General features: G+C 68.9%; 17 protein-coding genes. 10 read left to right on the forward strand and 7 right to left on the reverse strand.

Translation table 11 applies throughout. The annotated features are described in order from the left end of the window. The first annotated feature begins 153 nt into the window (after positions 1-153). Positions 154-741, forward strand: coding sequence for a hemerythrin domain-containing protein (locus IPG50_23485; GenBank protein ID MBK6695147.1), 588 nt, complete (start codon positions 154-156; stop codon positions 739-741). A gap of 9 nt (positions 742-750) precedes the next feature. Here IPG50_23485 and uvrA read toward each other — a convergent pair whose 3' ends face one another. The 3 genes from uvrA to IPG50_23500 form a co-directional block, all read right to left on the reverse strand. Beyond that, on the reverse strand, positions 751-3,684 hold the full coding sequence (gene uvrA / locus IPG50_23490) for an excinuclease ABC subunit UvrA (protein ID MBK6695148.1): 2,934 nt from the start codon (positions 3,682-3,684) through the stop codon (positions 751-753). Positions 3,685-3,811: 127 nt separating this feature from the next. Then, positions 3,812-4,405 carry a hypothetical protein gene (locus tag IPG50_23495; GenBank protein ID MBK6695149.1) on the reverse strand — a complete coding sequence of 198 codons (594 nt, stop codon included), beginning with the start codon at positions 4,403-4,405 and terminating at the stop codon, positions 3,812-3,814. Between the two features lie 337 nt (positions 4,406-4,742). Continuing rightward, on the reverse strand, positions 4,743-5,939 hold the full coding sequence (locus tag IPG50_23500) for a VWA domain-containing protein (protein ID MBK6695150.1): 1,197 nt from the start codon (positions 5,937-5,939) through the stop codon (positions 4,743-4,745). 271 nt (positions 5,940-6,210) lie between these two features. Here IPG50_23500 and IPG50_23505 point away from each other — a divergent pair, with 271 nt between their 5' ends. Beyond that, on the forward strand, positions 6,211-10,191 hold the full coding sequence (locus tag IPG50_23505; GenBank protein MBK6695151.1) for a zinc-ribbon domain-containing protein: 3,981 nt from the start codon (positions 6,211-6,213) through the stop codon (positions 10,189-10,191). Positions 10,192-10,255: 64 nt separating this feature from the next. On the opposite strand, the gene IPG50_23510 is transcribed toward IPG50_23505, so the two are convergent. The 3 genes from IPG50_23510 to IPG50_23520 are packed head-to-tail and all read right to left on the reverse strand — an operon-like array spanning position 10,256 to position 14,211. Then, positions 10,256-11,731: a sensor domain-containing diguanylate cyclase gene (locus IPG50_23510; protein ID MBK6695152.1), complete on the reverse strand. Its 1,476-nt coding sequence runs from the start codon at positions 11,729-11,731 to the stop codon at positions 10,256-10,258. Positions 11,732-11,761: 30 nt separating this feature from the next. Then, the gene (rsmA, locus tag IPG50_23515; protein MBK6695153.1) at positions 11,762-12,595 is read right to left on the reverse strand and encodes a ribosomal RNA small subunit methyltransferase A; all 834 of its coding nucleotides are present in this window, start codon (positions 12,593-12,595) and stop codon (positions 11,762-11,764) included. Beyond that, positions 12,592-14,211, reverse strand: coding sequence for a DUF58 domain-containing protein (locus tag IPG50_23520; GenBank protein ID MBK6695154.1), 1,620 nt, complete (start codon positions 14,209-14,211; stop codon positions 12,592-12,594). Before IPG50_23520 ends, rsmA begins: the two co-directional genes overlap by 4 nt. A 175-nt stretch (positions 14,212-14,386) precedes the next feature. Between IPG50_23520 and IPG50_23525 the strand changes: the two genes are divergently transcribed. After that, positions 14,387-14,791 carry a cobalamin B12-binding domain-containing protein gene (locus IPG50_23525; protein ID MBK6695155.1) on the forward strand — a complete coding sequence of 135 codons (405 nt, stop codon included), beginning with the start codon at positions 14,387-14,389 and terminating at the stop codon, positions 14,789-14,791. Between the two features lie 136 nt (positions 14,792-14,927). After that, complete coding sequence (locus IPG50_23530) at positions 14,928-15,458, forward strand: AgmX/PglI C-terminal domain-containing protein (protein MBK6695156.1); 531 nt, start codon at positions 14,928-14,930, stop codon at positions 15,456-15,458. A gap of 17 nt (positions 15,459-15,475) precedes the next feature. Here IPG50_23530 and IPG50_23535 read toward each other — a convergent pair whose 3' ends face one another. After that, entirely contained in the window at positions 15,476-16,243 is a 768-nt protein-coding gene (locus IPG50_23535; protein ID MBK6695157.1) for a hypothetical protein, read from the reverse strand. A 236-nt stretch (positions 16,244-16,479) separates the two neighbouring features. On the opposite strand from IPG50_23535, the gene IPG50_23540 reads away from it, so the two are divergent. The 6 genes from IPG50_23540 to IPG50_23565 all read left to right on the forward strand — a co-directional run bounded on the left by IPG50_23540 (position 16,480) and on the right by IPG50_23565 (position 25,332). Continuing rightward, positions 16,480-17,652, forward strand: a complete 1,173-nt coding sequence (locus IPG50_23540; protein MBK6695158.1) for a HAMP domain-containing protein — start codon at positions 16,480-16,482, stop codon at positions 17,650-17,652. 100 nt (positions 17,653-17,752) lie between these two features. Continuing rightward, positions 17,753-18,352: a universal stress protein gene (locus IPG50_23545; GenBank protein MBK6695159.1), complete on the forward strand. Its 600-nt coding sequence runs from the start codon at positions 17,753-17,755 to the stop codon at positions 18,350-18,352. A gap of 49 nt (positions 18,353-18,401) precedes the next feature. Continuing rightward, positions 18,402-19,784, forward strand: coding sequence for a tryptophanase (locus tag IPG50_23550; protein MBK6695160.1), 1,383 nt, complete (start codon positions 18,402-18,404; stop codon positions 19,782-19,784). Between the two features lie 158 nt (positions 19,785-19,942). Then, positions 19,943-20,926 carry a hypothetical protein gene (locus IPG50_23555; protein MBK6695161.1) on the forward strand — a complete coding sequence of 328 codons (984 nt, stop codon included), beginning with the start codon at positions 19,943-19,945 and terminating at the stop codon, positions 20,924-20,926. Between the two features lie 73 nt (positions 20,927-20,999). After that, positions 21,000-22,157: an acyl-CoA dehydrogenase family protein gene (locus tag IPG50_23560; protein MBK6695162.1), complete on the forward strand. Its 1,158-nt coding sequence runs from the start codon at positions 21,000-21,002 to the stop codon at positions 22,155-22,157. A 55-nt stretch (positions 22,158-22,212) separates the two neighbouring features. Beyond that, positions 22,213-25,332: an efflux RND transporter permease subunit gene (locus IPG50_23565; GenBank protein MBK6695163.1), complete on the forward strand. Its 3,120-nt coding sequence runs from the start codon at positions 22,213-22,215 to the stop codon at positions 25,330-25,332. Positions 25,333-25,351: the final 19 nt, after the last annotated feature.

Raw genomic sequence — 25,351 nt, forward strand, 5'->3', positions numbered from 1 at the left:
GACGCGCGCCCGAGTGCACGCCGAACGCGCGCCGATGCCTCCCCCTTCGGCGTGACGGCTATCGCGCGGGGGGGGGCCGTGCAAGGCGAAGGGGCGTTAAGACGGATTTGTCCTCGCTATCGTGAACGAGGGGATTTTGGGTAGGCTTGCCGAATGGACGCACTCTTCGCCCACCTTGAGCACGAGCATCGGACCATCGTCGATGTGATGGACGCCTTCGCGCGCTACCTGGATCTAGCCAAGGGGGACGTCGCGAAAGCGCCGGCGGCCGACCTGCCGCGGTTCTTGGTGTTCTTTCGCGAATACGTCGACCTGGTGCACCACGAGCGAGAAGAGCGCGTCCTCCTGCCAGCGCTCACTCGGCACGGCTTCGCCGCCGGCACGGGCCCCTTGGCTCACATCAAGGAGCAACACGAGCACGAGCGACAGCTGCTCCATGAGCTGTGGCGTCACGGCTTCCGCCAGGGTGGATGCTCTCCCGACGACGAAGAGCTTCAGCGGCTCGCCCGCGCCTTCATCGCGTTCCAGCGCGGCCACGTGTCGAAGGAGGCGCAGTACCTTTATCCGGCGGCGAAGACGCAGCTTAAGGATGAGAAGGGCCTGCTCCTCGCCGAAGACACGCGCTTCGACGCGGAGCAGGACGCGTACGGTCGCCGTGCGTGGCTCGAGCGCTTGGTCGGCGAGCTCGTGACGATCTACGGTGCGTCACCGGAGCCGGCGGCGCCCACCGCCAAATCCTGATCGTCGTCGTCAGCGCTGCGCCCGGGCGAGCACCTCTCGGAGGTACCGCGCAGTGTGCGAGCGCTCGCTCTCGGCCACCTGCTCGGGGGTGCCGACGGCGACGATTTCGCCGCCGCCGTCGCCGCCCTCGGGTCCCAAATCAATGACCCAATCGGCGCAAGCCACCACGTCGAGGTTGTGCTCGATGACCACCACCGTGTTGCCCTGATCGCGAAGATCCATGATGGCGCGGAGGAGCACCTCGATGTCCGCGAAGTGGAGCCCGGTGGTCGGTTCGTCGAGCACGTAGAGGGTTCGCCCAGTGGCTCGTCGTGCGAGCTCGCGGGCGAGCTTCACGCGCTGCGCTTCGCCGCCTGACAACGTCGTCGCCGGTTGTCCCAAGGTCACGTAGTCGAGGCCGACGCTCGCCAGGGCATGAAGGCGCTCACGGATGCCCGGGATCGGCTGGAAGATCTCCGACGCTTGCTCGACGGTGAGGTCGAGCGCGTCGGCGATGGAGAGTCCGCGGTACTTGATTTCGAGCGTCTCGCGGCTGTAGCGCCGGCCGCCGCAGGCGTCGCAGGCGACAAAAACGTCGGGGAGAAAGTGCATCTCGACGCGAAGGACGCCGTCGCCCTTGCACGACTCGCAGCGCCCGCCTTTGACGTTGAAGGAGAAGCGGCCCGGCTTGTACCCGCGGGCGCGGGCCTCCGGCAGGCTCGCGTACAGGTCGCGAAGGAGCGCGAAGACGCCCGTGTACGTGGCGGGGTTTGAGCGAGGCGTTCGGCCGATGGGCGCCTGATCGATGGAGACGACCTTGTCGATGAAGTCGAGGCCCGTGACGGCGTCGCAGTCGCCGACGGGGGTCGACGCAAAGTAGAGCTGGCTCCTCGCGGCGGGCAGCAACGTATCGACGACGAGGCTGGACTTGCCGCTGCCGGAGACGCCGGTGACGCAGGTCAGGAGGCCCACGGGAAACTCGCCACGGACGCCCCGTAGGTTGTGCGCGCGCGCGTTGACCACAGCGACGCGCTCCTTGGTCGGCGCCTTCCGCGTCTTTGGGATGGCGAGGCGCCGCGCCCCCGAGAGCCACGGCCCGGTGATGGAGTTTGGGTTCTCCAGGATCTCTTGCGGCGTGCCCTCGGCCACGATGGTCCCGCCGTGCGCGCCGGCGCCGGGCCCCATGTCGACGACGTGGTCGGCGGCGAGGATCGCCTCCCGATCGTGCTCGACGACGATGACCGTGTTTCCGAGATCTCGCAGCCGGAGCTGCGCCTCGATGAGCCGCGCGTTGTCGCGGGCGTGCAAGCCCACCGACGGTTCGTCGAGTACATAGAGGACGCCGACGAGGGCCGCGCCGATCTGCGTCGCGAGGCGAATGCGCTGGCCCTCGCCGCTGGAGAGCGTCTGTGCGCTTCGGTCGAGCGTCAGGTAGTCGAGGCCAACGTCGATGAGAAACCCGAGGCGCGACGCCACGGCCTTGAGCAGCGGCTCGGCGATGGCCCGATCGCGAGGCGAGAAACGCGACGGCGCGCCGCTGAGCTCGTCGACGAAGCCTCGCAGCGTGCGGAGCGCCGTCTTCCCGAGCTCGGCGATGTCGCGGCCGTCGATCTTGACGGCGAGGGCCTCGGGCCGCAGGCGCCGGCCGCCGCACGCGTTGCACTCCCGCGACACGAGAAAGCGTCCGAGCTCGTCGTCGGCGAGGGCGCCTTCGCTCGCGTCGGGATCGTCGCCGTCGGCCGAGTCCTCGTCGGCGCTTGCAACGCGCGCTTCGAGCCGGTGCACGATGCCCAAGTAGGTGGGCTTCTTCCGCGCAGCCTTCTTTTTCGGGTTCTTCGGTGAGCCTCGAGCGGCTTTGGCGTCCGCGCCATCGCCTTCGCCTTCGCGCGTACCGAAGAGCACGAGTCGTCGCGCGTCGGCCGGTAGCTTCGACCACGCGACGTCGGGGCTGATGCGCAGCGCGTCGACGGCGCGCGCCACCTCGGTCGCGAGCGCGACGGTGCCGCGGCGCCCCCACGCGGCGACGGCCCCTTCGCGCAGCGTCTTCGTCGGGTCTGGCACGATGCGTTCGGCGTCGACGACGACCCGCGCACCGAGTCCGTCACACGCGGGGCACGCGCCGTGCGGCCCGTTGAACGAGAACATGCGCGGCTCGATGGGCGGGAGCGAGATGCCGCAGTCGACGCACGCGAAACGTTCCGAGAGCCACAAGGGCTCTTCTCCCTCGCTCAAGACGAGCACGCGGCCTTCGCCGAGCTTGAGCGCAAGCTCGACGCTGTCGCTGAGGCGCCCGCGGACGCCGTCCTTCATGACGATGCGGTCGACGACCACGTCCAGATCGTGGGCGCGGGTGCGATCGAGCTCGATGTCGTCGCCGAGGTCGACGAGTTGACCGTCGACGCGGGCGCGGACGAAGCCGTCGCGCCGCAGCTTCTCGAGCTCAAGCTTCAGCTCGCCCTTGCGGCCTTGCGCGATGGGCGCCAAGAGCGAAATGCGCGAGCCCGGCGCGAGCAGCGTGATGCGATCGACGATCTCAGGCACCGTCTGCGCCTCGATGCGCTTGCCGCAGTTGGGGCAGTGCGGCACGCCGACGCGCGCAAACAGGAGCCGCAGGTAGTCGGCGATCTCGGTGACGGTGCCGACGGTGGAGCGCGGCGACTTGGACAGTGGGCGCTGCTCGATGGCGATGGCCGGCGAGAGGCCTTCGATGCGGTCGACGTCGGGCTTGGCGAGCTGCTCGAGGAACTGCCGCGCGTAGGCGCTCAGCGACTCGACGTACCGCCTTTGCCCCTCGGCGTAGATCGTGTCGAAGGCCAACGACGACTTGCCCGACCCGCTCGCGCCGGTGAACACGACGAGCTTGCCGCGGGGAAGCGACAAGGACACGTTCTTCAGGTTGTGCTGCCGCGCGCCCACGACGACCAAGCGGTCGGCGGAGGCCGCGGTGACGGTGCCCCGTTTCATGGACGTGTTGGCGTTGGGAGGCGAGGCGCGCAAGGTCGCCTTGCGTCCTAGCACGGGCACAAGCGGGCTCGAAAACGGTTCGCGCCGCCTGCCGCGAAAGGCGGCTGTCGCGCCGCGGCGCTTTCTTCTACGGCGTGAGGCGCAAAATTCGCACGCACAAGTCCAGCGCGGAGCGCAACGCCGCGAGGTCGCGTCGAAGGCGTCGCAGCGGCTCCAGCGGGTTCGCCTCGTCGATAGCGAGGGCGCTGAGCCAGTCGTCCGTGACGGAGGCGCCTTCGAGGCCCGCGACACGTTCGCGCGCGACCGCAGCGTCGCGATCGAGCGTCAGCGCCGCCAGCTCCTCGCAGGCTCGGTAGATGGGGCGAAGTTGCTCGGCGAGCGCGCCACCCGTCGTGGCAACGTTGTGAAGGCGCGGGTCGGCCGCGTCGCAATACAGTTCGTAGAGGGCGTCGCGAATCCGCTCCAGGCTGGCCGCGAGCGCGCGCTCGAAATTGTCGCTCGCAGGCTCCAAGATCTGCTCCACGCAGAGCAGGCTTCCCGCCAGGCTCATGTGAGCTTCAAGCCACCACTCGAGGCCCGCCACGTCGATCTCACGCTCGAAGGGCGGGGGCGGCAACGTCGAGATGCGGGCCCCGGAGCCTTGAGCGCGCACGCGGAGCTGGGACAACGGACGCTGCGGCGGCTCGGGCTTGCGGCTCTTCAGGCGGTCTCGGGCGGTCATGGGTGGCACCTTGGTGCATGGAACGCGCCGCCGCTCCTCTTCCTACCCATTCATTCCAATATCCTCGAAAAAATACCCAAGAACGGGCTTCGCGAGACCGCTCGGAGGCCCTTACCACGGGGGCGTAAACCCCCACGTTGAGCCCTTTTGTCCTCAAGTGCGGTGAGACGATCGGGTCTCAATCGCTCGCGGAAGGGAGTGGCATCCAGCAGCAACCGCCTCCGACGGCACCGGCGGGATGGTGCCCGCCGGGGTCGACACTTCGCATGCTAACGGTCGGTCTCGGCGGCCCGCGCCCCCCGCCCGTCGCCGAGGGCTCGCGGGCGGCGTTTCGCGGCTACTTGCAAGCGAGGAGGACCTCGATCTGCCCTCCGGCCTTCCGGAAATTTTGGCAGGCCTCGCCGTTCAGCGTCACCACGGTCGGCTTCTCCGCGTTGTCGACGGACCAGCCGTTCGTGGCGCTTGGGAGGATCGTGGACGTCTTGCCGGCGCTCTTCGTCCGCACCGAGATCGTGTGCGAATCGAGCTCGAAGCCTGCCGGCGGTGGGTTCACCTTCAGGTTGCACGACACCGTTTGCTGCCGAATCGAGTTGATGGCGTCGATGGCCGCCTCGCGCAGGTCTTGGAGCGAGCCGACGCCGGGGGTGACCTGGAAGTGGCAGACGTTCGTCGCCGTCGTGTTCTCGAAGGGGTCGCACGTGGCGGCGCGCCGCGTTCCGCCGGCCGCCGCGATACGTCCGAGGAAGCGCGGATCGTAGGTGTCGGAGTCTCCGGGGAACGAGCCCACGCCGACGGCGAAGGTCAGGATCGGATCGGCGGCTCGCGCGTTGTCCTCCGCAGCTTTGACCGAATAGGCCATTTGCTCTTCCGCGGTGAACGGTACGCCGGGCGCGCTCGCCGAGTAGGGCAGGCCGTCGGTGATAAGCACGACGATCTTGCGACCGCCTCCTTGAAGCGGCGCCGGCGGCGTGAAGCTACGAAGCGCCTTGTAGGCGCCGTCGAGCGCGTTGAAGGTCGGCGTGAGACCCTTGGGCGTTCCCCCGAGGCGCGCTCGTAGCGCTTCCGCCTGCGTCGCATCGACGTAGCGGATGGGAACGTCGGAACTTGTTGGGTACGGGCCGTACATGCCTTGGTTCGTCGGCGCCTCTGTCGGGTCGATGGAGTCGGCGAAGCCGATCATGCCGATGCCCACCGATGCGTCCTGGTTCCCCGCTACCTGATCGACGATGAGCTTCACGCTGTCGGTGACGGCGCTCCACTTGCCGTACTCGTTCATGGTCGCCGACCCGTCGACGACGAACATGATGTAGACGGGCTCGAGCTGCGTCGTGGCGGCCGCCTCGGTGCAGCGCGCCGGGCCGCCCGTGCCGGTCGGCGTGCCCGCCGTCTCCGACGAGCCCGCGGGGCCCGCGCTGTTCGTGCGGTCGTCGCGGGCGTTCTTGGCGATGGACTCGCTGCAGGCGGCCGTCGCGAACACCAGCGACGCCGCGAGCGCACAGAACCCGAAGCGGGCACTCCGAAGGGCGGAAAACATGGGGTGCCACCTGCCGTGCAAGAACCCGACCCACGGGGACGCGACCGAACCAGGAGTTTTTCCCGCCTTTTTGCCCTGCGAATTTGCTCCGTTTGCGGGACTGGTGACTCCCCGATCCATGGCCGCGGGCGAACGTGGGACGTGTGGTAGCCTCGCCGCCAGATGGCTGCGTTCCGTGGTTCGGACGTTCCCGGAGGCCTTTCGCCAAGGCCTTTGGAAAGGTCGAGGGTTTGGCCTTCCGCGCCCACCTCAGGCACGCTTTCGGAGGCTGATGCTTAGGGTCGAGTGCGAGTCGTGCAAGGCGCCGTATCAAGTGGACGAGCGCCGTATTCCGGCGACAGGCCTCAAGATGCGCTGCCCGAAGTGTACCCACACGTTCGTGGTGATGGCTGGCTCCGGCGAGCCCGTGCCGCCGCCCGATCCGCATGCCCGGCCTTCGCCCAACAGTCCCGTCCCCGCACCAGCGGCCGCCGCGGCTCAGAATCGCAAGATGCAGGCGACGATGCTCGGCGTCGGCAGTGGCATCTCGAAGCCGCCGCCCGCGAAGAAGGCTGAGCCGCCGCCACGCGGCGATGCCCCGCGCGACTCGGAGATCGGTCTGCCTATCGCAAAGGGCCTCGGTGCCAAGGCGTCCGACGACGTTGGCCTCCCTGCCACGCGCGAGCCGGAATCGGCCAGCCTTCCTGCCGCGAAGAAGGCCGCGCCGCCCTTGCCGTCGCCACGTGTCGGGCCGCCGCCCGCGCCAAAGGTGACCGCGCCGGCGTTGCCGCGGTCGGCCGCCAAAGCGCCCGCGTCTGCCGAGGCGCCCGTTTCATTCGGCGAGCTCGGCCTCGACTTTCCCGTTCCGAAGATCACGCCCGTCGGCCTCGCGCTCGACCTTCCGGCGGCGAAGCCAAAGGACGATCTGCCGGCGACCGCGAAGCCCAAGGCCGACCTTCCGGCGGTCAAGGCCAACGACCTGCCCGCTCCGAAGGTCGCCAACGATCTTCCCGCCGCGAAGCCAGGCAGCCAGCTCCCCGCCATCAAGAAGCCGACCGAACTGCCGGTCCGCCAGGTCAAAGACCTTCCGCCGCCCAAGGCGAACGAGGCCGACTTTGGCGAGATCGATCTGCCCTCGCTCGGGGGCGATCTTCCCGCGCCGACCGCGCCCGCGGGAAACCTCCCTCAAGTGGCCGCGAACCTGCCCGCGGTCGCTGCGACCTTGCCTACCGTCGCCGACGCGCTCCCGGCTGCCGCCATTGAGCTTCCCTCGGCCGCAAACGCGCTGCCATCGCCCGCGCAGAGCCTCCCCACTTCGAAGAAGACGCCGGCTCCGATGGCCGCCGCGGCCGCGCAGAGCGCCGCCCCGAAGCCTCCCGCGCCCGCCGAGAAGGAAGAGTTCATCTCCGTTCCGCCGGACCCCATGGACGCGCCGCCGGAAGAAGACTTCGGCGAGCTCGACCTTCCGCCGGCCAAGGGCGATGACGGGAAAGCCCCCGCGTTCGGGGATCTCTCTTTCGGCGATCTCGACCTGCCTCCGCCTCCGCCGCTCGAAATGATCAGCGTCCCGCCCGCCGCCGCTCCGCCGCCGCGCATGGGCTCGCTCCCGCCCGACGACGGTGGCGGGCTCGGCTTCGGCGAGGTCGAGCTCGCGACGGCGCCAAGCGCCGAGCCCATCGAAACGGAGGAGGCTGCGTTTGGCGTTGCAGGGGACGGTGCTGAAGCCGGCGAGGAGGCGCTACCGGGCGCGTCGTCAGACGAACAGGTCATTCCGACGGCGGCGGCCGTTGCGCCGCCAAAGGAGCGGCCGCAACCGGTCAAGCGCGGCCCCGGCCGAAAGATCGCCCTCGGACTCTTTGCGCTCGCGGTCGCAGGCGGTGGGGCCCTGGAGCTCACGAACTTCGGTGCCTTTGGCCGCAACGTCATCACCGACACGCTGAAGGCTGGCGACTACGAGCGTCGCGTGCAGGAGGTCGGCGTCGCTTCGCGTCGTGGCCTCGGCAGCGACCTCTACGCCGACGCGCGCAGCGCCGCCGACCGCGCCGCCGCCGCGCATCAAGAGATGCCTCGCGCTCGCGCGCTCACCGCCTACGCCGCCATCGTGGAGTGCGAGTACCAGCTCCGCTTCGGCGCATCCGCCGACCGCGTGCCTCGCGTAAAGCAGTGGCTCGCGGAGCTCGCGGCCACGCCCGATACGAAATACCTCCCCGCTGCCTTGGCGGCGCAGCAGGCCCTCGGCGCAGACATCGACAAGGCGAGCAAGGCCCTCGAAGCCGTCAGCAAGCGCGAGGCCACCGATCCGGTGCAAGAGGACATCGCCGTCTTGCGCGGCGAGCTCGCGCTCTTGGCGAGCGACGGAAAGGCCGCCCTCGAGGCCTTCAACAAGGCGCAGACGTTCTCGAAGACCGCTCGCGTGGAGTTCGGGCGCGCGCGCGCCTTCGCGGTGTCACGCGAGCTTGATGCGGCCAAGAAGTCCATCGAAGAGACGCTGAAGCTTTCGCCGAAACACGCCGACGCGCGCATCTTGCGGGCCTCGTTGGCGTGGGCGCAGAAGAACGAAGCGCCGGCCTTGGCGGATCTCGCCGCGGTGCTTGAGGGAGAGGCCAAGGACGCCGGGTCGCCTCGCGCGAACGCGTCGGCTCACGCCCTCCGCGGATGGATCCACGTCGGGCGTGGTCGCTCGGCGGAAGCGCGCGCGTCCTTCGAGGCGGCGCTGAAGCTCGATAGCCGCAACGTCTCGGCGCTGGTGGGGCAAGGCGAAGTGCTCTACAGCGACGGTCGCTACACCGAGGCGCTTACGCGCTTCGAGACCGCGGTGCAGACCGATCCGAACAGCGTGCTCGCCATCGTGAGCGCCGCCAAGGCGAAGCTTCCGCTGGAACGCTTGCAGGATGCAAAGACGCAGGTCGCCGCGGCGCGCGCCAAGTTCCCAAAGGATTGGCGCGTGGCCTATTGGCTCGGTCGCGCCGAGCTGGCCCTCGGCAACAAGGCCGTCGCCGAGAAGGAGTTCATCAGCGCAGTCGATCTCGTGGACCGGGAAGACGCGGACGCCGTGCAGCCGTACGTGAGCTTGGCGATGCTCTACGGCGGGCAGGGCAAGGCGAAGGAAGCCAACCTGCGGCTCGCCGAGGCCAAGAGCAAGCTGCCCGACACGGCGACGCTGCGCCGCGCCCTCGGCGACATGGCGGCGCAACAGGGCGACTACGACGGCGCCGTCGCGCACTTCCGCGCCGCGCTGGAAAAAGATGGGGCCGACCTCAGCACGCGCTTCCGGTTGGCGGTCACGTTGCGCCGCATGCGCAAGATGGCCGACGCCAGCGCCGAGTTCGACAAGATCGTCGCTGTCGACAAGGACTACCCGGGCCTCGCGCTCGAGCGCGGCCTTCTGTACGAAGAGTCGGGCGACATGGATAAGGCTCTCGAGCAGTTTCAAGGAGCGCTCGCCAAAGCCCCCGACGATCTCGACCTCATGCTTCGCGTGGGCGCCACCTACGCGGCCATCGGCCGGCCCGGCGATGCTGTGCCGATCCTGCGCAAGGTGCTCGAGAAGCGCGGTCTCTCGGCGGAGGCGAACCACTACCTCGGCCGAGCCCTCTTCCTTCAGCCGTCGGGCCCTGCGCAGGTCGAGGCGATGCGCTTCTTGAAGCGCGCCGTCGAGCTCGACGGCAACCGCGCCGAATATCACCTCTACGTGGGTTGGGCCGCGAACAACGCCATCCCCGCCAAGCTCGACGTGGCGCGCGAGTCGGTCGAGAAGGCCCTCGCCATCGACAAGCTCCTCGCCGACGCCTACTGGCAACGGGGCGTCGTCGGTCGCAAGCAAGGTGTTCTCGACGACGCCATCGCCGATCTCAAACGCGCCATCGAGCTAAAGCCCTCGCGCATCGACGCTTACGCGGCGCTCGCCGAGTGTTACGAAGACAAGAACGACACCGCGCAAGCCTTCGCGAACTGGCAGAAGGCCATTGCCGCCGACGCTACCAAGCCCGCGTGGCGTTACCGCTTCGGCAAGCTCCTCTTCGAACGAAACAACATGGGCGAGGCCTCGAAGCACCTGCTCTTTGCGGCCGACGAAGGCGAAAAGGCGGAGCCGCGGCCCGGCTGGCTCGCCTCGGCGGAGTTCCTCGCCGGCGAGGTGCTCAAGAAGTCCGGCAAGAAGGCCGAGGCCATCGAGCGCTACAAGAAGTTCATGGAGATCGCGCCGACCAACTCGCCGGAGCGCAAGGAAGCCACGCAAGCGCTCACGGAGCTCGGGGTTCCGCCGAAGCGCTGAGCCGCTGGAGGCGTCGCGCGGTGCCGCTGCCGCGACGATCGGCTCCTCGACGGACCCGGCTCACTCAGGCGACGACGACGCGGTCGCGGCCCGCCTCTTTTGCCGCGTACATGGCTCGGTCGGCGCGCTCCACCGCAGCCTCGAGCGCCTCGCCCGGGGCGCGCTCCACGACGCCGATGCTCACCGTGAAGGTGCGCGGTCCCGCCGGCGACTCGTAGGATCGTTCGTGGGCGGCCGCGTGGATTCGCCGCGTCACCTGCTCGGCGGCTGAGAGGTTCGTCTCGGGGAGCATCATGACGAACTCTTCGCCGCCGAAGCGTGCGACGATGTCGGCCTTGCGCATGCTCGCCAAGAGTCGCGACGCAAGGATGCGGAGCACGGAGTCGCCCGTCGCGTGGCCGTGCTCGTCGTTGATGCGCTTGAAGTGGTCGACGTCGAGCAAGGCGAAGCTGACGGGGCGCTTGTAACGGTCGGCGCGCTCGCACTCCTCGCGGGCGAGGCTGTAGAAGTGGCGCCGGTTGAAGACGCCGGTGAGGCCGTCGCGGACGGCGAGCTCGAGCAGCGCGGCCTCCGCCGCTCGCTGCCGCGTCACGTCGTGAACGCCCACAAGGAGCGCGTCGTCGCCGTCGTGAGTGATGCGCTCGACGGCGAGCTCGGCGAAGAGCGGCCCGTTGGTGCCCACGAGCTCGGCCTTGATGGGCTCGTGCGGCGCCGGACCCATGGCCGCGTCGACGAGTCGCGCCGCGTCACCCTCGCGGGCGCAGATGGCGCCCAAGGACTGCGCTGCGCCCAGCAGCTCGGCGGCGCGCTGGTTCGACAAGAGGACGCGCAGGTCTGCTGCGCGGACGAGGAAGAGTGGCACCGGCGACGCTTCGAAGAGTCGCCCCAAGTCGCGCTCCGTCTGTTGCAGCTTCAAGGTGCGCTCTTCGACGAGGCGTTCCAAGGCGCGCTGATGGGCGGCGAGGGCGCGGCCCGCGGCGAGCCGCTCCGCTGTGAGGAGCGCGATGGCCACGAGGTCGGCCATGGTCGCGGCCACGAGCTCTTCCCAGAGCCTCCAGGCGCGAGGGGCGCCTACGTGTTCGTGGCACACAACCCCCACGAGCGCCGCGCCTTCGAAGACCGGCGCGTCGAGCATCGCGCCGATGCCGAGCGGCGCGAGGTAGCCGTCGGCGAACTCGCTCGTGCGGGCGTCGGTGAGTGCGTTCGCAGCGGAGATGTTCCTTTCCGAATCGAGGGCGGCAAAATAGCGCGGAGCCGCGCTTCGCTCGATGACGAGACCGCGCGAGTGGCGGCGCTTGCTGCGTTCGAAGAGGTTCACGCACTCGATGCGGCTGTGCTCTTGGTCGAACCGCCAGACGCTCGCGCGCTCGACGCCCAAGACGCTCGCCGCGACCTCCGTGAGCTGGGCCAGCGCCGTCGCGACATCGCCTTCGGAGATCGCCGACGAACGCGCCAACGCCGCGAGCGCTTTGCGCTGCGGCCGGAGCATGTCCTCGACGCTGCTGGGCGGCGGGCTGGGGCCTTCGGAGTCCTGCGACACGGGCCCGGAGGATAGCCGATTCCGCGGCGCCTATCGGAGCGCGCGTTCGAGGCGGGCGAAGTCATCGACGGAGAGCGTCTCGCCGCGCGCGTCGAGGGAGATTCCCGAGGCCGTGGCCGCCGCCAGCACGTGCGGGCCGAGGCGGCCCCAGGCATTCTTCAGCGTCTTGCGCCGCGCGCCGAAGGCCGCCTTTACGAGGTCACGAAAGAGCGGACTCTCGTCGGCGACGCGCGGCCGGCGAGGCGTTAGCACGACGACGGCGCTCGTGACCGATGGCGCGGGATGAAACGCGTGGGGGCCGACGAGCCTGAGGCGCTTCGCCGTGAACGCGGCCTGCGTGAAGACGGTCAGCGCGCCGTAGGTCTTGCTGCCCGGCGACGCGGTGAGCCGGTCGGCCACTTCGCGTTGGATCAGGAAGACTGCGCGGTCGATGAGGTCGGCCTCCGCCGTGGCGCGCGTCAAGAGCGGCCCCGTCAGCTGGTAGGGCAGGTTGCCGCAGAGGACGCGAGGCACGGTCGCGTCGCGCGGCTCAAAGAGCATCGCGAGATCCACGGTCTTCGCGTCGGCCTCGACGACGGCGAGCCGGCCCTCGAGGATGTCCCCCCGCAGGTCTTCTTCCAAGAGCGGCACCAGATCGCGATCGCGTTCGACAGCCGACACGCGCTTCGCGCGCGCCGCGAGCAGCCTCGTGAGCGCGCCGGTGCCGGCGCCCAGCTCGACGACGTCGGCGCGGCCCCGCTCGTCGTCGGGGACGCACGCCACCGCGATGGAGGCGAGGACCTCCTGATCGAGCAGGAAGTTTTGCCCGAAGCTCTTCTTTGCGGAGAGACCTCGAGCGGCGAGGAGGGCGCGCGGATCGCTCACGCTTCCTCGATGGGAGGCGCGTCGACGATGGTCTTGTCGAGCGGCAGTTCTTGGCTCGCGCCGCTCAGCGTGTGCCTCTCGAAGGAACGCGCGCGTACGCCGAGGCGCCGCAAGATCCGCTCGGCGCGCTCGCGCGAAGCGCGCGCTCGAATACGAACTGCCTCCTCGACGACGCCGCGGAGGTCCGCGCCGGAGGGCGAAGTTCCCTGTTCGAAGGCCGGCACAGACCAGCGCACCTCGACGCGGCGGGCCTTGAGGCGCCTCAGCGACGCGAAGACCTCGCTCGTGGGCGGCGGCGCGGGCGAGAAGATATGCACGACCGACGGCCGGATCTTGTCGCGGTGAATCTTGTCGAGGGCTGTGGCCAGCGTCGCGTGGGCGCGGTCGCGCTCGCCCTCTGTGCGCGGAGGTAGCTCAATGCCGAAGGCCGCGAGGTAGTGCCGGAAGGCCTGCTCGCGCTTGTCGCGCGAGAGCGGTACGCGCGGCGCGAAGGGCGCGCGACCGCGTAACATCTCGGCCCGCGCGGCCAAGAGATCGAGGTTGCCGCGGGGCAAGTCGGCGAGGCCCTTGGCGTCGAGCGGCCTCGCGTGCTCGGCGACGCGGGCCGCGAGCTCGTGTTCTTCAAGCTCGCAGCGGTCGGCGTCGACGGTGCTGGCGGCGCTGGCGAGGGCGGCCGCGATCTTGCTCGCGTGCGGCGGCCCCGCGGCCGGCACGAGCCACGAGCGCATGCGCGAGGCGAAGACGACGAGGCCCACGCGGTCGCCGCGGGCCAAGTGCCTTGTGGCGAGTGCCGCCACCTCGTCGACGGCGTCGTCGAGTGGCGCCTTGCCAACGGCGCCCGCCCACAGCTCCACCGACGCGTCGAGCACGAGCCAGAGCACCTCGCGCTCTTCGCGCTCCATCTCGCGCACGATGAGGCGACCGCGCTTGGCGCTCGCCTTCCACGCGATGCGCTTGAAGGCGTCGCCGTGCTGGTGATCGCGGAGCTCGCGCAGCTCTTCGCCGTCACCGGCTACCGGCGCGCTGCGGCCCGCGTCGGCGCTTCGCCGAGAGCGGCCGCCGCGGGGCGACTGCAGCATCACGTGGAGCGACCGAGGGAAGACCTCGATGCCGAACGGGTTGGCGAACATCAGGGGGACTTCGTAGAGGCCCTCGCCGCCGACGGGCGTCCCGCGCACTTCGAGGGCCATGCCGTGGACACCCCACCGACCCACCCGATGCGGCGTGATCTCGACGTTGACGCGGACACGCGAGTGCGCCGGCAGGTCGACCGTCGGTGGCTGGACTTCCGTTGGCAGGTAGCTCGACGCGACGGCGCGCAGGCTGACGCCGCGCATCGGCTCGTCGCTCCGGTTGCGTAGCTCCGCTTCCAGGGTGACGACCTCGCCGCGCGCCGCCCGAAGGACCCGCCGGGAGGAGGTCCACACCATCTCGAAGCCGGCCGCGCGAAGGCGCGTCACGGACGTCATGGCGGTGGCTCGCCCGAGGGCGACGGCGAGGATCATCGCGCCGCCAAAGGCCGCCACCGACGGCGACCGGGTGGCTACGGACAGCGCCAGGAGCAGGGCGCCCGCGAGGGCGACGTGGAAGGTGGCGCGCGTTGGGTGAAGTCGCACGTTGGGCTCGAACACTAGAGGGTATTTCGCAACTACGCGACCGCCGAAATCGCGCCAGGCGACGCTCGCGAGCGAGCCCAAGGGGAGGGGGCGCCGGCCGCTCAGCCCATGCGCGGCTTCGCGGAACTGGTTGAATCGCCCGTCCGATTTGGCTAAGAAACCGCGAGGCTGGACCATGACCGAAGGCAAGCTCCGCATTCTCGTCGCCAAACCGGGGCTCGATGGCCACGATCGGGGCGCTAAGGTCGTAGCCCGGGCCCTCCGCGACGCGGGCTTCGAGGTCGTCTACACGGGGCTCCACCAGACGCCCGAGATGATCGCCGCAGCCGCGGTGCAAGAAGACGTCGACGCCGTGGGGCTCTCCATCATGAGCGGGGCTCACAACACGCTCTTCCCGGCCGTGATGGACGCGCTCAAGAAGCAGGGTGCCACCGACGTGGTCCTCTTCGGCGGCGGCATCATTCCCGAGGCCGACATGCAGCGCCTCCTCGACGCGGGCGTCAAAGGTGTCTTCACGCCCGGCACGTCGCTCGAGGCGATCGTGCAGTGGGTGAAGGACAACGTCCGCTCGCGCGCCTGAGCCGCGCGCAAGACCCGCGCAGCGCAGTCCTTGCGCGCGGAGAGCAAGGCCTGCGGTCGCCGCGCCGCAAAGGCCAGCAAATGGCGGCGCCCGGGCGTGGCCCCGGTCGGTATGGGGCATGCACCGGCCGGCGCCCATGCACACCATCCCTCGATGGCTCTTCGCCGCGCTAACCTCGCCTCTCTTCGCCGCCTGCGCCGCGACCCCTCCCGCTGTGGCGGGGCCGCCGTCGGCGCCTTCGTCCACCACCGCGGGGGCCGTCGGGTCGGCCGACGAGAGCGGCAAGTCGCAGGTGTGTGATCTCGTCTGCGAGCAAGCTCGTGTCGTCAAGCGCGCCGACGACGATCCCGACTATCACGCGAAGGCCACCGAGGATGCCAACCGCGTCCTCGAGCGCGTTCGACCCGAGCTCCTCGCTTGCTACAAGGCCCGCGTTGCCGTGCAACCGAACGCCCACGGCTTCATCACCGTCGATGTGATCGTCGGACCCGACGGCCACGTCCTCAAGGTCGAGACGACCGGCGGAGCGATCCTCGGGCCTCAGACCCTCTCATGCATCACCGAGCGATTGAAGGGGTCGACCTTCGCGCCGCCGCACGGCGGAGGGACGTTGCGAATTCACGTGCCCTTCAGCCTTCGTCGCGTCGCTGCTGGCGAGGACGCGTAACGGCCGGACACCACGCTCTACCGGCGCTCGTTCTTCTCCCAAGAGCCGTACATTGGGTTCGGGATGAGGATGAAGCGACCGCCGAACTCTTTGAGGCTCTCCTCCCGGTCCCGCGCCGCTTGGTCGAGCCCCGGGAAGTCCATCACGTTGTCGCCGACGTAGACGAGGACCTTCGTCGCCGGCAGCGGGCTCGGCGCCTTGCCCTCTTCGATGGCGCGGAAGCGTCCGTTCTTGTCGCTCTCGAACGTGCCCTTGCACAAGATGGCGTCGAAGCTCACGCCGATGCGCCGGAGGTTGTCTTGCGTCGCCGCGCAGTGGGCTTCACTGCGGTTCGTGACGATGAACACGCGGCCGCCGGCGCGCTTGACCTCTTCGAGGAAGGGCATCGCTGCCGGGATCGCTTTGCCGGTGCCGCTCTTGACGTACGTGTCCCAGCTCGAGCTGGTCGAGCCCTCAGGGGAGAACGCGCGTTCCATGTTGTAGGCCGAGTTGTCGACGACGGTCTCGTCGGCGTCGAGCACGACGCCCCATGTGCCTGGCGCGAGCTTCGTTCGCGCAAGCTCGCTCGCGACGTTGGCGGCGGCGAGCCGGTACGCTTGGCGCACGGCGGCGCGGTACTCGGCAGAGTTGCGGACCCAGTGGATCGCGTTCGGCAGCGTCGCCGCGCCGCCGGAGGTCCCCGTGGCGCCGAGGGCGCCCTCCGATTCGGCGGTCGAGTCGTCGTTGGCCGGCGCGCAGGCGGCGAGCGTGAGGAGGACAAGGGCGAAGCGAGCCGAGGAGCGCATGGGCTGCCGTTCGCAAGAACGATGCCCGGGTCGTTTCGGTGGCGCACCTGGCCGTGTTGCCCGAATCCCCGCGCGAAGAGCAGCGATGGCGTCGGTTGGCCGGGGTATCGGACCAGACACCGGTGAGTCCCCTCAGCAGGGGTGCTTTTTCAGTGGCGGCAATCTTCCGAGGTGACGCCACACGGGGTCGAAAATCTTGTCCCGCCTCAGTAGGGTGCGCGTCGAAAGGCGCTCCCATGACGACCGACAAGAAGACCAACGGCCTCGGAATCTTCGGCAAGATGCTCGTCATCATGCTGGCTGCGGCACTGCTGCCGACCGGCCTCATCTGGTATGTCAGCTATCGGGTTCAGTCGAAGCAACTGGAGTCGGCGATCCACACTCGCCTGTCCGCGACGGCGGACCGACTCTCGACCTACACCGATCAGTGGCTCGACGCGCACCTCCGCATGTTGCGCCTCGCCGCGCTCGACCCTGACATCATATCGATGGATGGCGCGCGACAAGCGCCGACGCTTCGCGCGATCAACCAGGAGTATCCGTACATCTATCTCGCGCACACCATTCGAGCGACCGATGGGACGAACGAGGGGCGGAGCGACGGCAAGTCCTCGCTCTATTACGGGGACCGCCAATACTTCAAGGACGCGCTCAATCCTGCCAAAGGCTACGGCCTCGAGGCTGCCGTCGGGAAGACGAGCGGCCTTCCCGCGTTCATCCTCGCGGTGCCTATCTACCGGGACGGGCAGGCCGTTGGCGCGCTCTCCGCGGCGCTCTTGATCGAAGACATCTCCAAGCAGATCGTGGACTCGAGCATCGGTCGAACCGGCTTTGCTTTCCTCCTCGATGCGAAGGGCAGGGTCGTCGCCCACCCCGAGAAGGAGTTCGCTCGCGTCCAGAAGGATCTGAGCCAGCACGCGGCCATCGTTGCGGCTCGCAGCGACCAGAAGCCGCCTTTTCTCCTGGATGACGGCGGCCGGAGAGTCGTTTCGGTGGCCACCACCACGCGGGAGGGTATGACGCTCATCGCGCAGCAGGACGTCGACGAGGCCTACGAGCCAAGCCGCCAGGCGAACGCCGATGCGGCCTTCGTGCTGGGCGGCTCTGCCGTCGTTGCACTCCTCTTGGCGTTTGCGTTCTCCCGTGGCTTCACCAGTCCCATCCGCCGTTTGACCCATGCGGCCGAGCGCATGAGCCTCGGCGAGATGTCCATCGCCATTCCCGAGTCGACGCGGACCGATGAGCTAGGAGATGTCGCCCGCGCTATCGAACGCATGGCCGTGAGCCTCCGCCTCGCCATGGCCAAAATTGAGTCCCTCCGAGATGGGGCCGCCGCGAACCGCTCCTCGCGTCCGCCGATGAACTCGAGCGTGGTGCCTCGCCTGGGGTCTGGCGCGAAAGCCTCCTAGGAGGAGCCCCGTCCCGGCGCAGCGTTTGCGCCACCCAACCACCGAGCGCTGACAAACCGCGTGCGCCGCGAGCGGCACGCGTGTTGCTTGGTCGCGCCGCATGAACACCTCGACCTTTCCCGCGCAGCGCGTCGTCATCCTTGCCGCCACCGATGGCTCGGAGGCCTCGAAGGAGGCGATGAGCGCCGCTTCGCGCTTTGCGAGCATGCCCGGCAGCGAGCTGCACTTGGTTCACGTTCTCGACCCTCGCGAGGCGGCGCAACGCGAGTCGGCGAAGGCCGATGCGCAGGCCCTCTTGGGGCAGGCGGCCGCGGCGGCGGGCATCGCCGGCGGCGCCACCCTTCACGTGGCCGTCGGCGTCGCCTGGCGCGAGATCATCCAGCTCGCCGCCGATCTGCACGCCGATCTCGTGGTCGTCGGTACCCACGATCGCGGCGCGCTCGAGCGCATGGTGCTCGGCTCCGTCGCCGAGCAGGTCGTCAAGAAGGCGAGCTGCCCCGTCTACGTCGCCCGCCGGAAGGACTACTCGGGCGCGCCCGAGATCGAGCCGCCTTGCGTGGCGTGCGTCGCCGTCCAGGCCGAGACCAAGGGCGCGACGCTCTGGTGCGAGCGGCACAGTCACGCGCACCCGCGGGGGCGTCTCCACTACGAGTACCCGAAGGGCTTCGGGGGCGGCTCGCAGCAGTTTCAGCGCTCTTGACGGCGGCCAACGGGGGGCCCGACTCAGAGCTGTCCACGAGATCGAGCCTATGGACGCCGACTTCAGGACCGTCATCGAACCCTTCCGCATCAAATCGGTTGAGCCCATTCGCATGACGACGCGCGAAGAGCGCGCGGCTCGCCTCGCGGAGGCTGGCTACAACCTCTTCGCGCTCCATTCCGACGACGTCCTCATCGACTTGCTCACCGACTCGGGCACGGGCGCCATGTCTGCGGAGCAGTGGGCGGCCATCCAGCGCGGCGACGAGAGCTACGCCGGATCGCCGTCTTTCTACCGCTTCGATGCAGCCGTGAAGGAGCTCTTTCCTTTCCGTCATGTCATCCCGACGCATCAAGGGCGCGCCGCCGAGAAGATCCTCTTCTCGACGGTCGGCGGCGCCGGGAAGGTCATTCCCAGCAACACGCACTTCGACACGACGCGCGCCAACGTGGAGTGGAGCGGCGCCCGCGCCGTCGATCTCGTCATCGCGGAGGGGCGCGTGCCGTCGTCGCGGCATCCCTTCAAGGGCAACATGGACGTGGAGGCCCTCGAGCGACTGCTTGAGGTCGAGGCGGAGCGTCGTAGCGTCCCTGTCGTCATGCTCACCGTGACGAACAACTCGGGAGGTGGCCAGCCGGTGAGCCTCGCGAACATTCACGCGGTGCGCGCCGTGACCGAGCGCTTTGGCGTACCGCTCTTCCTCGACGGATGCCGCTTCGCCGAGAACGCGTTTTTCATTCGCGAACGAGAGGCTGGGCAAGAGGGCAGGGACATCGTCGCCATCGTCCGCGAGATGGCCTCGTGTTTCGACGGCATGACCATGTCGGCCAAGAAGGACGGCCTCGCGAACATTGGCGGCTGGCTCGCCATGAACGACGACGAGCTCGCGCGAAAGTGCCGCAACGTGCTCATTCTTACGGAGGGCTTTCCCACCTATGGCGGCCTCGCGGGCCGCGATCTCGAGGCCATCGCGCAAGGGCTCCGTGAGGTCGTTCGCGAGGACTACCTTCGCTACCGGATTCGCTCCACCGAATACCTGGGCTTGGGCCTCGAGCGGGCCGGCATCCCCATCGTCGTCCCCGTCGGCGGGCACGCCGTCTACCTCGACGCGCGCGGGCTCCTGCCGCACATCCCGCCGCTCGAATACCCGGGGCAAGCGCTCGCCGCGTCGCTCTACTTAGAGGGCGGCGTCCGCGGCTGCGAGATCGGAACCGTGATGTTCGGTCGCGCGCCCGACGGGACGGAGAAGGCCGGCGCGATGGATCTCGTCCGCCTCGCGCTGCCGCGGCGGACCTACACGCAGGCGCACATCGACTACGTCATCGAGGTGGCGGCGCGCGTGAAGGCCCGCGCATCGTCACTCAAGGGGATGCGCATCGCCTACGAGCCGCCGGCGCTGCGCCACTTCTCCGCGCGCTTCGCGCCGCTCTGAGTGAGGGCGCGGCGATTCGGGCGACGCCGCGAGGTGGCTCGCCGCGGCTTGCCCCTGTCCGTGGCCGTCCGCTTCTGGCCATGGACGGGGAGCGAACGAGGAAAACGTAGCGATCTCGCCGAGACGAAGGCGGCACGACGCGCGCATGCGCGAGAGCCATGATGGCTTACGGCCTCTTGATGCTCCTCGTGGTGCTGGCCGCGTGCGGCGATCCCGTCGCCTCGCCGCCGTTGCCCGCCCCGCGAGCCCGCGACCCGGACGCGGGTGAGAGCGCATCGCCGCGCTTTGACGTCGCGAGACCGCCGCCGGGCGTCCCCGATGACGGGAAGACCTCGGGGCTCGTCCTTCTTGAGGTGCGCGGCTCCGCTCCATGTGGCGCCGCGCTCATCGCCTCGAATGTCGCCTTGGTACCGGCCTCGTGCGTGCTGCGAAGCGCGTGTCGCGCCGTCGCGCCAGAGGCCCTCGTCTTGCGCAGCGGCGACACGTCGCGGGAGGTGCTCCCTGGCGCTCGCGAGATCATCGCCGCCGATCCCTGCGAGCGCGACGCCCTCGCGGCCATCGTACTGGACGGCCAAGCCGACGGCCTGGCGCCGTTCGCGCCGCGCGGGCATCCGGCGGAGGCCGGCGAACACGTGCGCGTCGTGTCGTTCACCGCGGAGCGTCCGCATCTCCGACTGCTCCGCGATCACGTCACCTTTCGCGAGGCGGAGCGAGCCGTCGCGACGCTCGACGCCGAAGGCTGCGGCGCGCTTCCCGGCGCCGTCGCCATCGACGAGGGGTCCGGCGAGCTCGTTGGCCTGTCGGCGCCCGTCGTGACGTGCGCGTCGTTCGCCTTCTTGCAGCTCGACGCCTGGAGGTCGCTGCGCGATCTCGCCGTGGCTCACGGTGTCCTTGCGGCGAAGGACGCCGATGGCGGAGTCGGACCCGGCGGTCCCTCGCGCCGCGGCAAGGCCCAGAAACCCATCACCGACCTCCATGGCGATTGCAGCGAGGGCCTGCAGTGCGCCGCCGGGGTCTGCGTCCTCGAAGGCGCGGCTGGCTACTGCTCCCGTCCCTGCGGTGGAGGCGATCGGTGCCCGGCGGGCTACCGCTGCCAACACCCTCCCGCCGAATCCCTCAGCGCCTGCGTCGCCGTTCGTTGAAGCGAGGCTGCCGTGGGCCTCCGGCGTCGTTCTCGGTTCATGACGGCTGAGCGTTGCGCTATGCCAAGAGGCGATGGACTTCACCCTCTCTGAGCACCACGCGCTCCTCAAAAAGACCGTCTCGGATTTCGCCAAGTCCGAGGTGCTTCCGTACGCGCAGACGTGGGACCGCGAAGAGCGTTTCCCGCACGAGGTGATGCCCAAGCTCGCGGCGTTGGGGCTGTTGGGCATCCGCATTCCCGAGGAATACGGCGGCTCCGGCATGGACACGACGAGCTACGCCATCTGCGTCGAAGAGATTGCCAGGGTCGACGGCTCGTTGGCGCTCACGGTCGCTTCGCACAACGGGCTCGGCACCGGGCACATCCTCGCGTTTGGCAACGAGGCGCAGAAGCAGAAGTACCTGCCGAAGGCCGCCGCCGGCGAGTGGCTCGCGGCGTGGGCCCTCACGGAGCCGGGCAGCGGCAGCGACTCGGCGGGCCTCATGACCACCGCGCGCCGCCACGCCGATGGCCGAGGTGACGGATGGCTCATCAACGGCACCAAGATGTTCATCACGCAGGGCAGCGTCGGTGGGTTCTGCGTGGTCCTCGCGCGCACCAACCCCGATGCCCCGAAACAGAAGGGCATCACGGCCTTCGTCGTCGATCGCGGCACGTCGGGTTTCTCCGCGTCGAAGCACTTGGAGAAGCTCGGTTGTCGCTCCAGCGACACGGTGGAGCTCACCTTTGAAGACGTGTTCGTCCCCGACACGGCGCGCATCGGCGAGGTGGACCACGGCTTTACCGACACCATGAAGATCCTCGACCGCGGCCGCATTTCCATCGCCGCGATGGCGCTCGGCCTCGGCTACGGCGCCCTCGACATGGCCGTCGCATACGCGAAGGAACGAAAGCAGTTCGGCAAGCCCATCGCGGACTTTCAGGCCATCAAGTGGATGTTCGCCGACAGCAAGACCGAGCTCGACGCCGCGAGCTTGCTCACGTACCGCGCCGCGTGGCTCGCCGACCAAGGCTTGCCCTACTCGCGCGAGGCCTCCATGGCGAAGCTCTACGCCAGCGAGGCGTCGACGCGCGCCTGCAACCGGTCGCTTCAAGTGCACGGCGGTTACGGCTACACGCGCGAGTTCAACGTCGAGCGCCACCTGCGCGACGCGAAGATCTGCGAGATCGGCGAGGGAACCAGCGAGGTTCAGCGCATGGTCATCGCGAAACACGTCCTGCGCGGTTGACGGGCGCCGGCGCATTTTTTTGGTCTCGCTACGGCTCTGCTAGCCTGCCGCCTGCGTGGTCAAGAAGATCGTCGACTTTGCCGTCGAGAGCCGGCTAGCGGTGCTCGTCGTTTCGCTGGGCCTCCTTGTGTGGGGCACCTTCGCGCTGAGCGCGCTGACGATCGAAGCGTTTCCCGACCCCACCGACACGCAGGTTCAAGTCATCACGCGCCACCCGGGTCAGCCGGCCGAGGAGATGGAGCGTCAGGTGTCGATCCCCATCGAGCGGGTCGTGAACGGCATGCCCGGTCTGGCCCGCGTTCGAAGCATCAACATCTTCGGCTTGTCGTACGTCACGCTCACCTTCAAAGACGGCATCGACATCTACTTCGCACGGGCCCAGACGACCGAGCGGCTGCGGCTCGCCAATCTCCCTGAGTCGGTGAAGCCAGAGCTGGGGTCGGTGTCGACGCCCATCGGCGAAATCTTCCGCTACACGCTCACGTCCGAGACGGACGACCCCTTGGAGCTTCGCACGCTCCAGGATTGGCTCGTTAGGCCCCGCCTCTTGCAGGTCGAGGGCGTCGCCGACGTCGTCGTCATGGGCGGCCTCGTGCGCGAAATCGCCGTTCACCCCGACCCCGTGGCCATGGCCGCCAAGCGCCTCACCATGGCCGATTTGGCGCAGGCGCTCGAAGGCTCGAGCGTCAACGCGTCGGGTGGCGTCATCGAGCGAGGCACGGAGCAGCTCGTCATTCGCAGCCAGGGTCTCTTCAACGATCGCGGCGACATCGGCCGCGTGGCCGTGGCGACGCGCGGCGGCACACCCATTTACGTGAGCGACGTCGCTTCCGTGCGCGTCGCATGGCAGCCGCGCGAGGGCATCGTGGCCCGCGCCGAGAACCGCGACGCCGTCGAGGGCATCGTCCTCATGCGCCGCGGCGAGAACCCGTCGCGCGTCCTCGCGGCGGTGCGCAGCAAGGTGGCCGAGCTGAACGGGCAGATCCTCCCCAAGGGGACCAAGATCAACGTCTTTTACGACCGCACCGAGCTCGTCGACAAGACGCTCAGCACCGTCACGCGAAACCTCGTCGAGGGCGCTGTGCTGGTGGTGCTCGTGCTCGTCGCCTTCTTGATGGATTTCGGCGCCGCCATGGTCGTCGCGGCGCTCATCCCCCTCTCGCTCGCGGCAGCCTTTGGCTACCTCTACGCGCGCGGCATGAGCGCGAACCTCCTGTCGATGGGCTCGCTCGACTTCGGCATCATCGTCGACGGCGCCGTCGTCATCATCGAGTCCATCGCGTTCAAGATGGCGAGCGACGCGGCGGGCCGACAGCCCGCGGGCCGCGTGCAAGACCGCGTCGCAGCGGCGGTCAACGAGGTCGCCCGCCCAACGGTCTTCTCGCTGCTCATCATCATCGCGGCGTACCTGCCGATCTTCCTCTTGGAGCGCGTCGAGGGCCGCATCTTCGCGCCCATGGCGCACACGGTGGTGGCGGCGCTCGTAGGGTCGCTGCTCCTCTCGGTCACGCTCGTGCCGGTCCTCGCGACGTACGTGTACCGGAAGCCGAAGAAGCACCGCGAGTCGCCGCTGCTCCGCGCCGCGCTTTACGCCTACGTGCCCACGTTGCGTGGCGCGCTGCGACGGCCCTGGATCGTCCTGTCGGCGGCCGTCCTCTCGCTGTCCTTGGCGCTTGGACTCCTCGCGCGCCTCGGCACGGAGTTTCTGCCGGAGCTGAACGAAGGCGCGATGTACTTGACCTTCACGCTCCCGGGGAACTCATCGCTCAACGAAGGGAGGCGCCTTGAGCCCGTGCTCAGCGCCGTCATCAGCACATACCCGGAGGTCGAGTCTTCGCTCAGTCAACTCGGGCGCCCCGAAGACGGGACCGATCCTGTGTTGCCGAACAACCTCGAGTTCTTCGTCAGGCTGAAGCCCGAAGATCAGTGGCGTCCCGAGTTCAAGAACCTAGGCATGCTCATGGAGTCGATGGAGCACACGCTGTCGGCCGTACCGGGGACCGACGTGAACTTCTCCCAGCCCATTCGCGACAACGTGAACGAGAGCATCGCAGGCCAGTTCGGTCAGGTGGCGCTAAAGATCTTCTCGGCCGATCTCGAGCAACTCCAGAGCGCGGCGGGGAAGGCGCAGACGGCCCTCGCGAAGGTGCGGGGCGTGGCTGACCTCGCCATCGTCAAGACAGGCGAGGCGCCGCAGCTCTTGGTGCGCCCCAAGCGCGAGATGCTCGGCCGCTTCGATCTCTCGATGCAGGACATCCAGAGCTTCCTCGCGACGGCGCTCGGGGGGCGCGACGTCGGTGAGCTTTGGGAAGGGGATCGCGTATTTCCGATCACCGTTCGCCTCGCCGGCGGGGCGCGAGAGACGACGGAGCAGCTCGCGGCGCTTCGCCTTCCGTCGAAGAGCGGCGCGCTCGTGCCGCTCAGCTCCGTGGCGGACATCTCGGTCGAGTACGGGCGCGCCGCCATCAACCGCGAGAACGGGCAGCGCTATGTGGGTCTTCGCATGAACGTTCGAGGGCGCGACCTCGGCTCGTTCGTAGACGAGGCGCGCCGTTCAGTGCGCGAAGCGCTCGCCGCCGAGCAAGGCATGACGGTGACGTGGGGCGGGGAGTTTGAGTCGAAAGAGCGCGCCTTGAAGCGTCTCGCCGTCGTCGTCCCCATTTCGCTGGTGGTCACCTTCCTCCTGCTCTTCAACGCCTTCCGGTCCGCGGCACTGGCGGTGCTCGTTCTTCTGAACGTTCCCTTCGCGCTGGTGGGCGGCGCTGTGGGGCTGTGGATCTTCCACATGCCCGTCTCCATCGCCGCCGCCGTTGGCTTCATCGCGCTCATTGGCCAGGCGTCCCTCAACGGCGTCCTCGTGCTCTCGGCCATCGAGGTGCACCGCATCAACGGCCTGCCCATCGACCAAGCGATCTTGCTTGGCGCGAGCGAGCGCCTTCGTCCCGTGCTCATGACGGCGGCGCTCGCGGCGCTCGGGCTCGTGCCCGCCGCGTTCTCCCGCGCCATGGGGGCGGAGATGCAGAGGCCGATGGCCGTCGTGATCGTGGGGGGGACCATCTCGGCCGCGCTGTTGACGCTCATCGTGCTGCCCATCGCATACCGCATTGGTGTGCAGTGGATGCTCCGGGCGAAGGAGCTGATGCCCAGCTTGCGACGAGCGCCGGAGCAGCCGTAGAGGGGACCCCCCACCTCAC

This window comes from Myxococcales bacterium, from assembly GCA_016703425.1.
In the GTDB taxonomy this organism is placed as follows: domain Bacteria; phylum Myxococcota_A; class Polyangia; order Polyangiales; family Polyangiaceae; genus JADJCA01.

Coding starts and splice junctions, on each gene's coding strand:
- IPG50_23530 (MBK6695156.1), top strand. CDS start 14,928: ATGCACACCATCCCTCGATGGCTCTTCGCCGCGCTAACCTCGCCTCTC.
- IPG50_23525 (MBK6695155.1), top strand. CDS start 14,387: ATGACCGAAGGCAAGCTCCGCATTCTCGTCGCCAAACCGGGGCTCGAT.
- IPG50_23485 (MBK6695147.1), top strand. CDS start 154: ATGGACGCACTCTTCGCCCACCTTGAGCACGAGCATCGGACCATCGTC.
- IPG50_23500 (MBK6695150.1), bottom strand. CDS start 5,939: ATGTTTTCCGCCCTTCGGAGTGCCCGCTTCGGGTTCTGTGCGCTCGCG.
- IPG50_23535 (MBK6695157.1), bottom strand. CDS start 16,243: ATGCGCTCCTCGGCTCGCTTCGCCCTTGTCCTCCTCACGCTCGCCGCC.
- IPG50_23545 (MBK6695159.1), top strand. CDS start 17,753: ATGAACACCTCGACCTTTCCCGCGCAGCGCGTCGTCATCCTTGCCGCC.
- IPG50_23555 (MBK6695161.1), top strand. CDS start 19,943: ATGATGGCTTACGGCCTCTTGATGCTCCTCGTGGTGCTGGCCGCGTGC.
- uvrA (MBK6695148.1), bottom strand. CDS start 3,684: ATGAAACGGGGCACCGTCACCGCGGCCTCCGCCGACCGCTTGGTCGTC.
- IPG50_23540 (MBK6695158.1), top strand. CDS start 16,480: ATGACGACCGACAAGAAGACCAACGGCCTCGGAATCTTCGGCAAGATG.
- IPG50_23495 (MBK6695149.1), bottom strand. CDS start 4,405: ATGACCGCCCGAGACCGCCTGAAGAGCCGCAAGCCCGAGCCGCCGCAG.
- IPG50_23550 (MBK6695160.1), top strand. CDS start 18,402: ATGGACGCCGACTTCAGGACCGTCATCGAACCCTTCCGCATCAAATCG.
- IPG50_23505 (MBK6695151.1), top strand. CDS start 6,211: ATGCTTAGGGTCGAGTGCGAGTCGTGCAAGGCGCCGTATCAAGTGGAC.
- IPG50_23560 (MBK6695162.1), top strand. CDS start 21,000: ATGGACTTCACCCTCTCTGAGCACCACGCGCTCCTCAAAAAGACCGTC.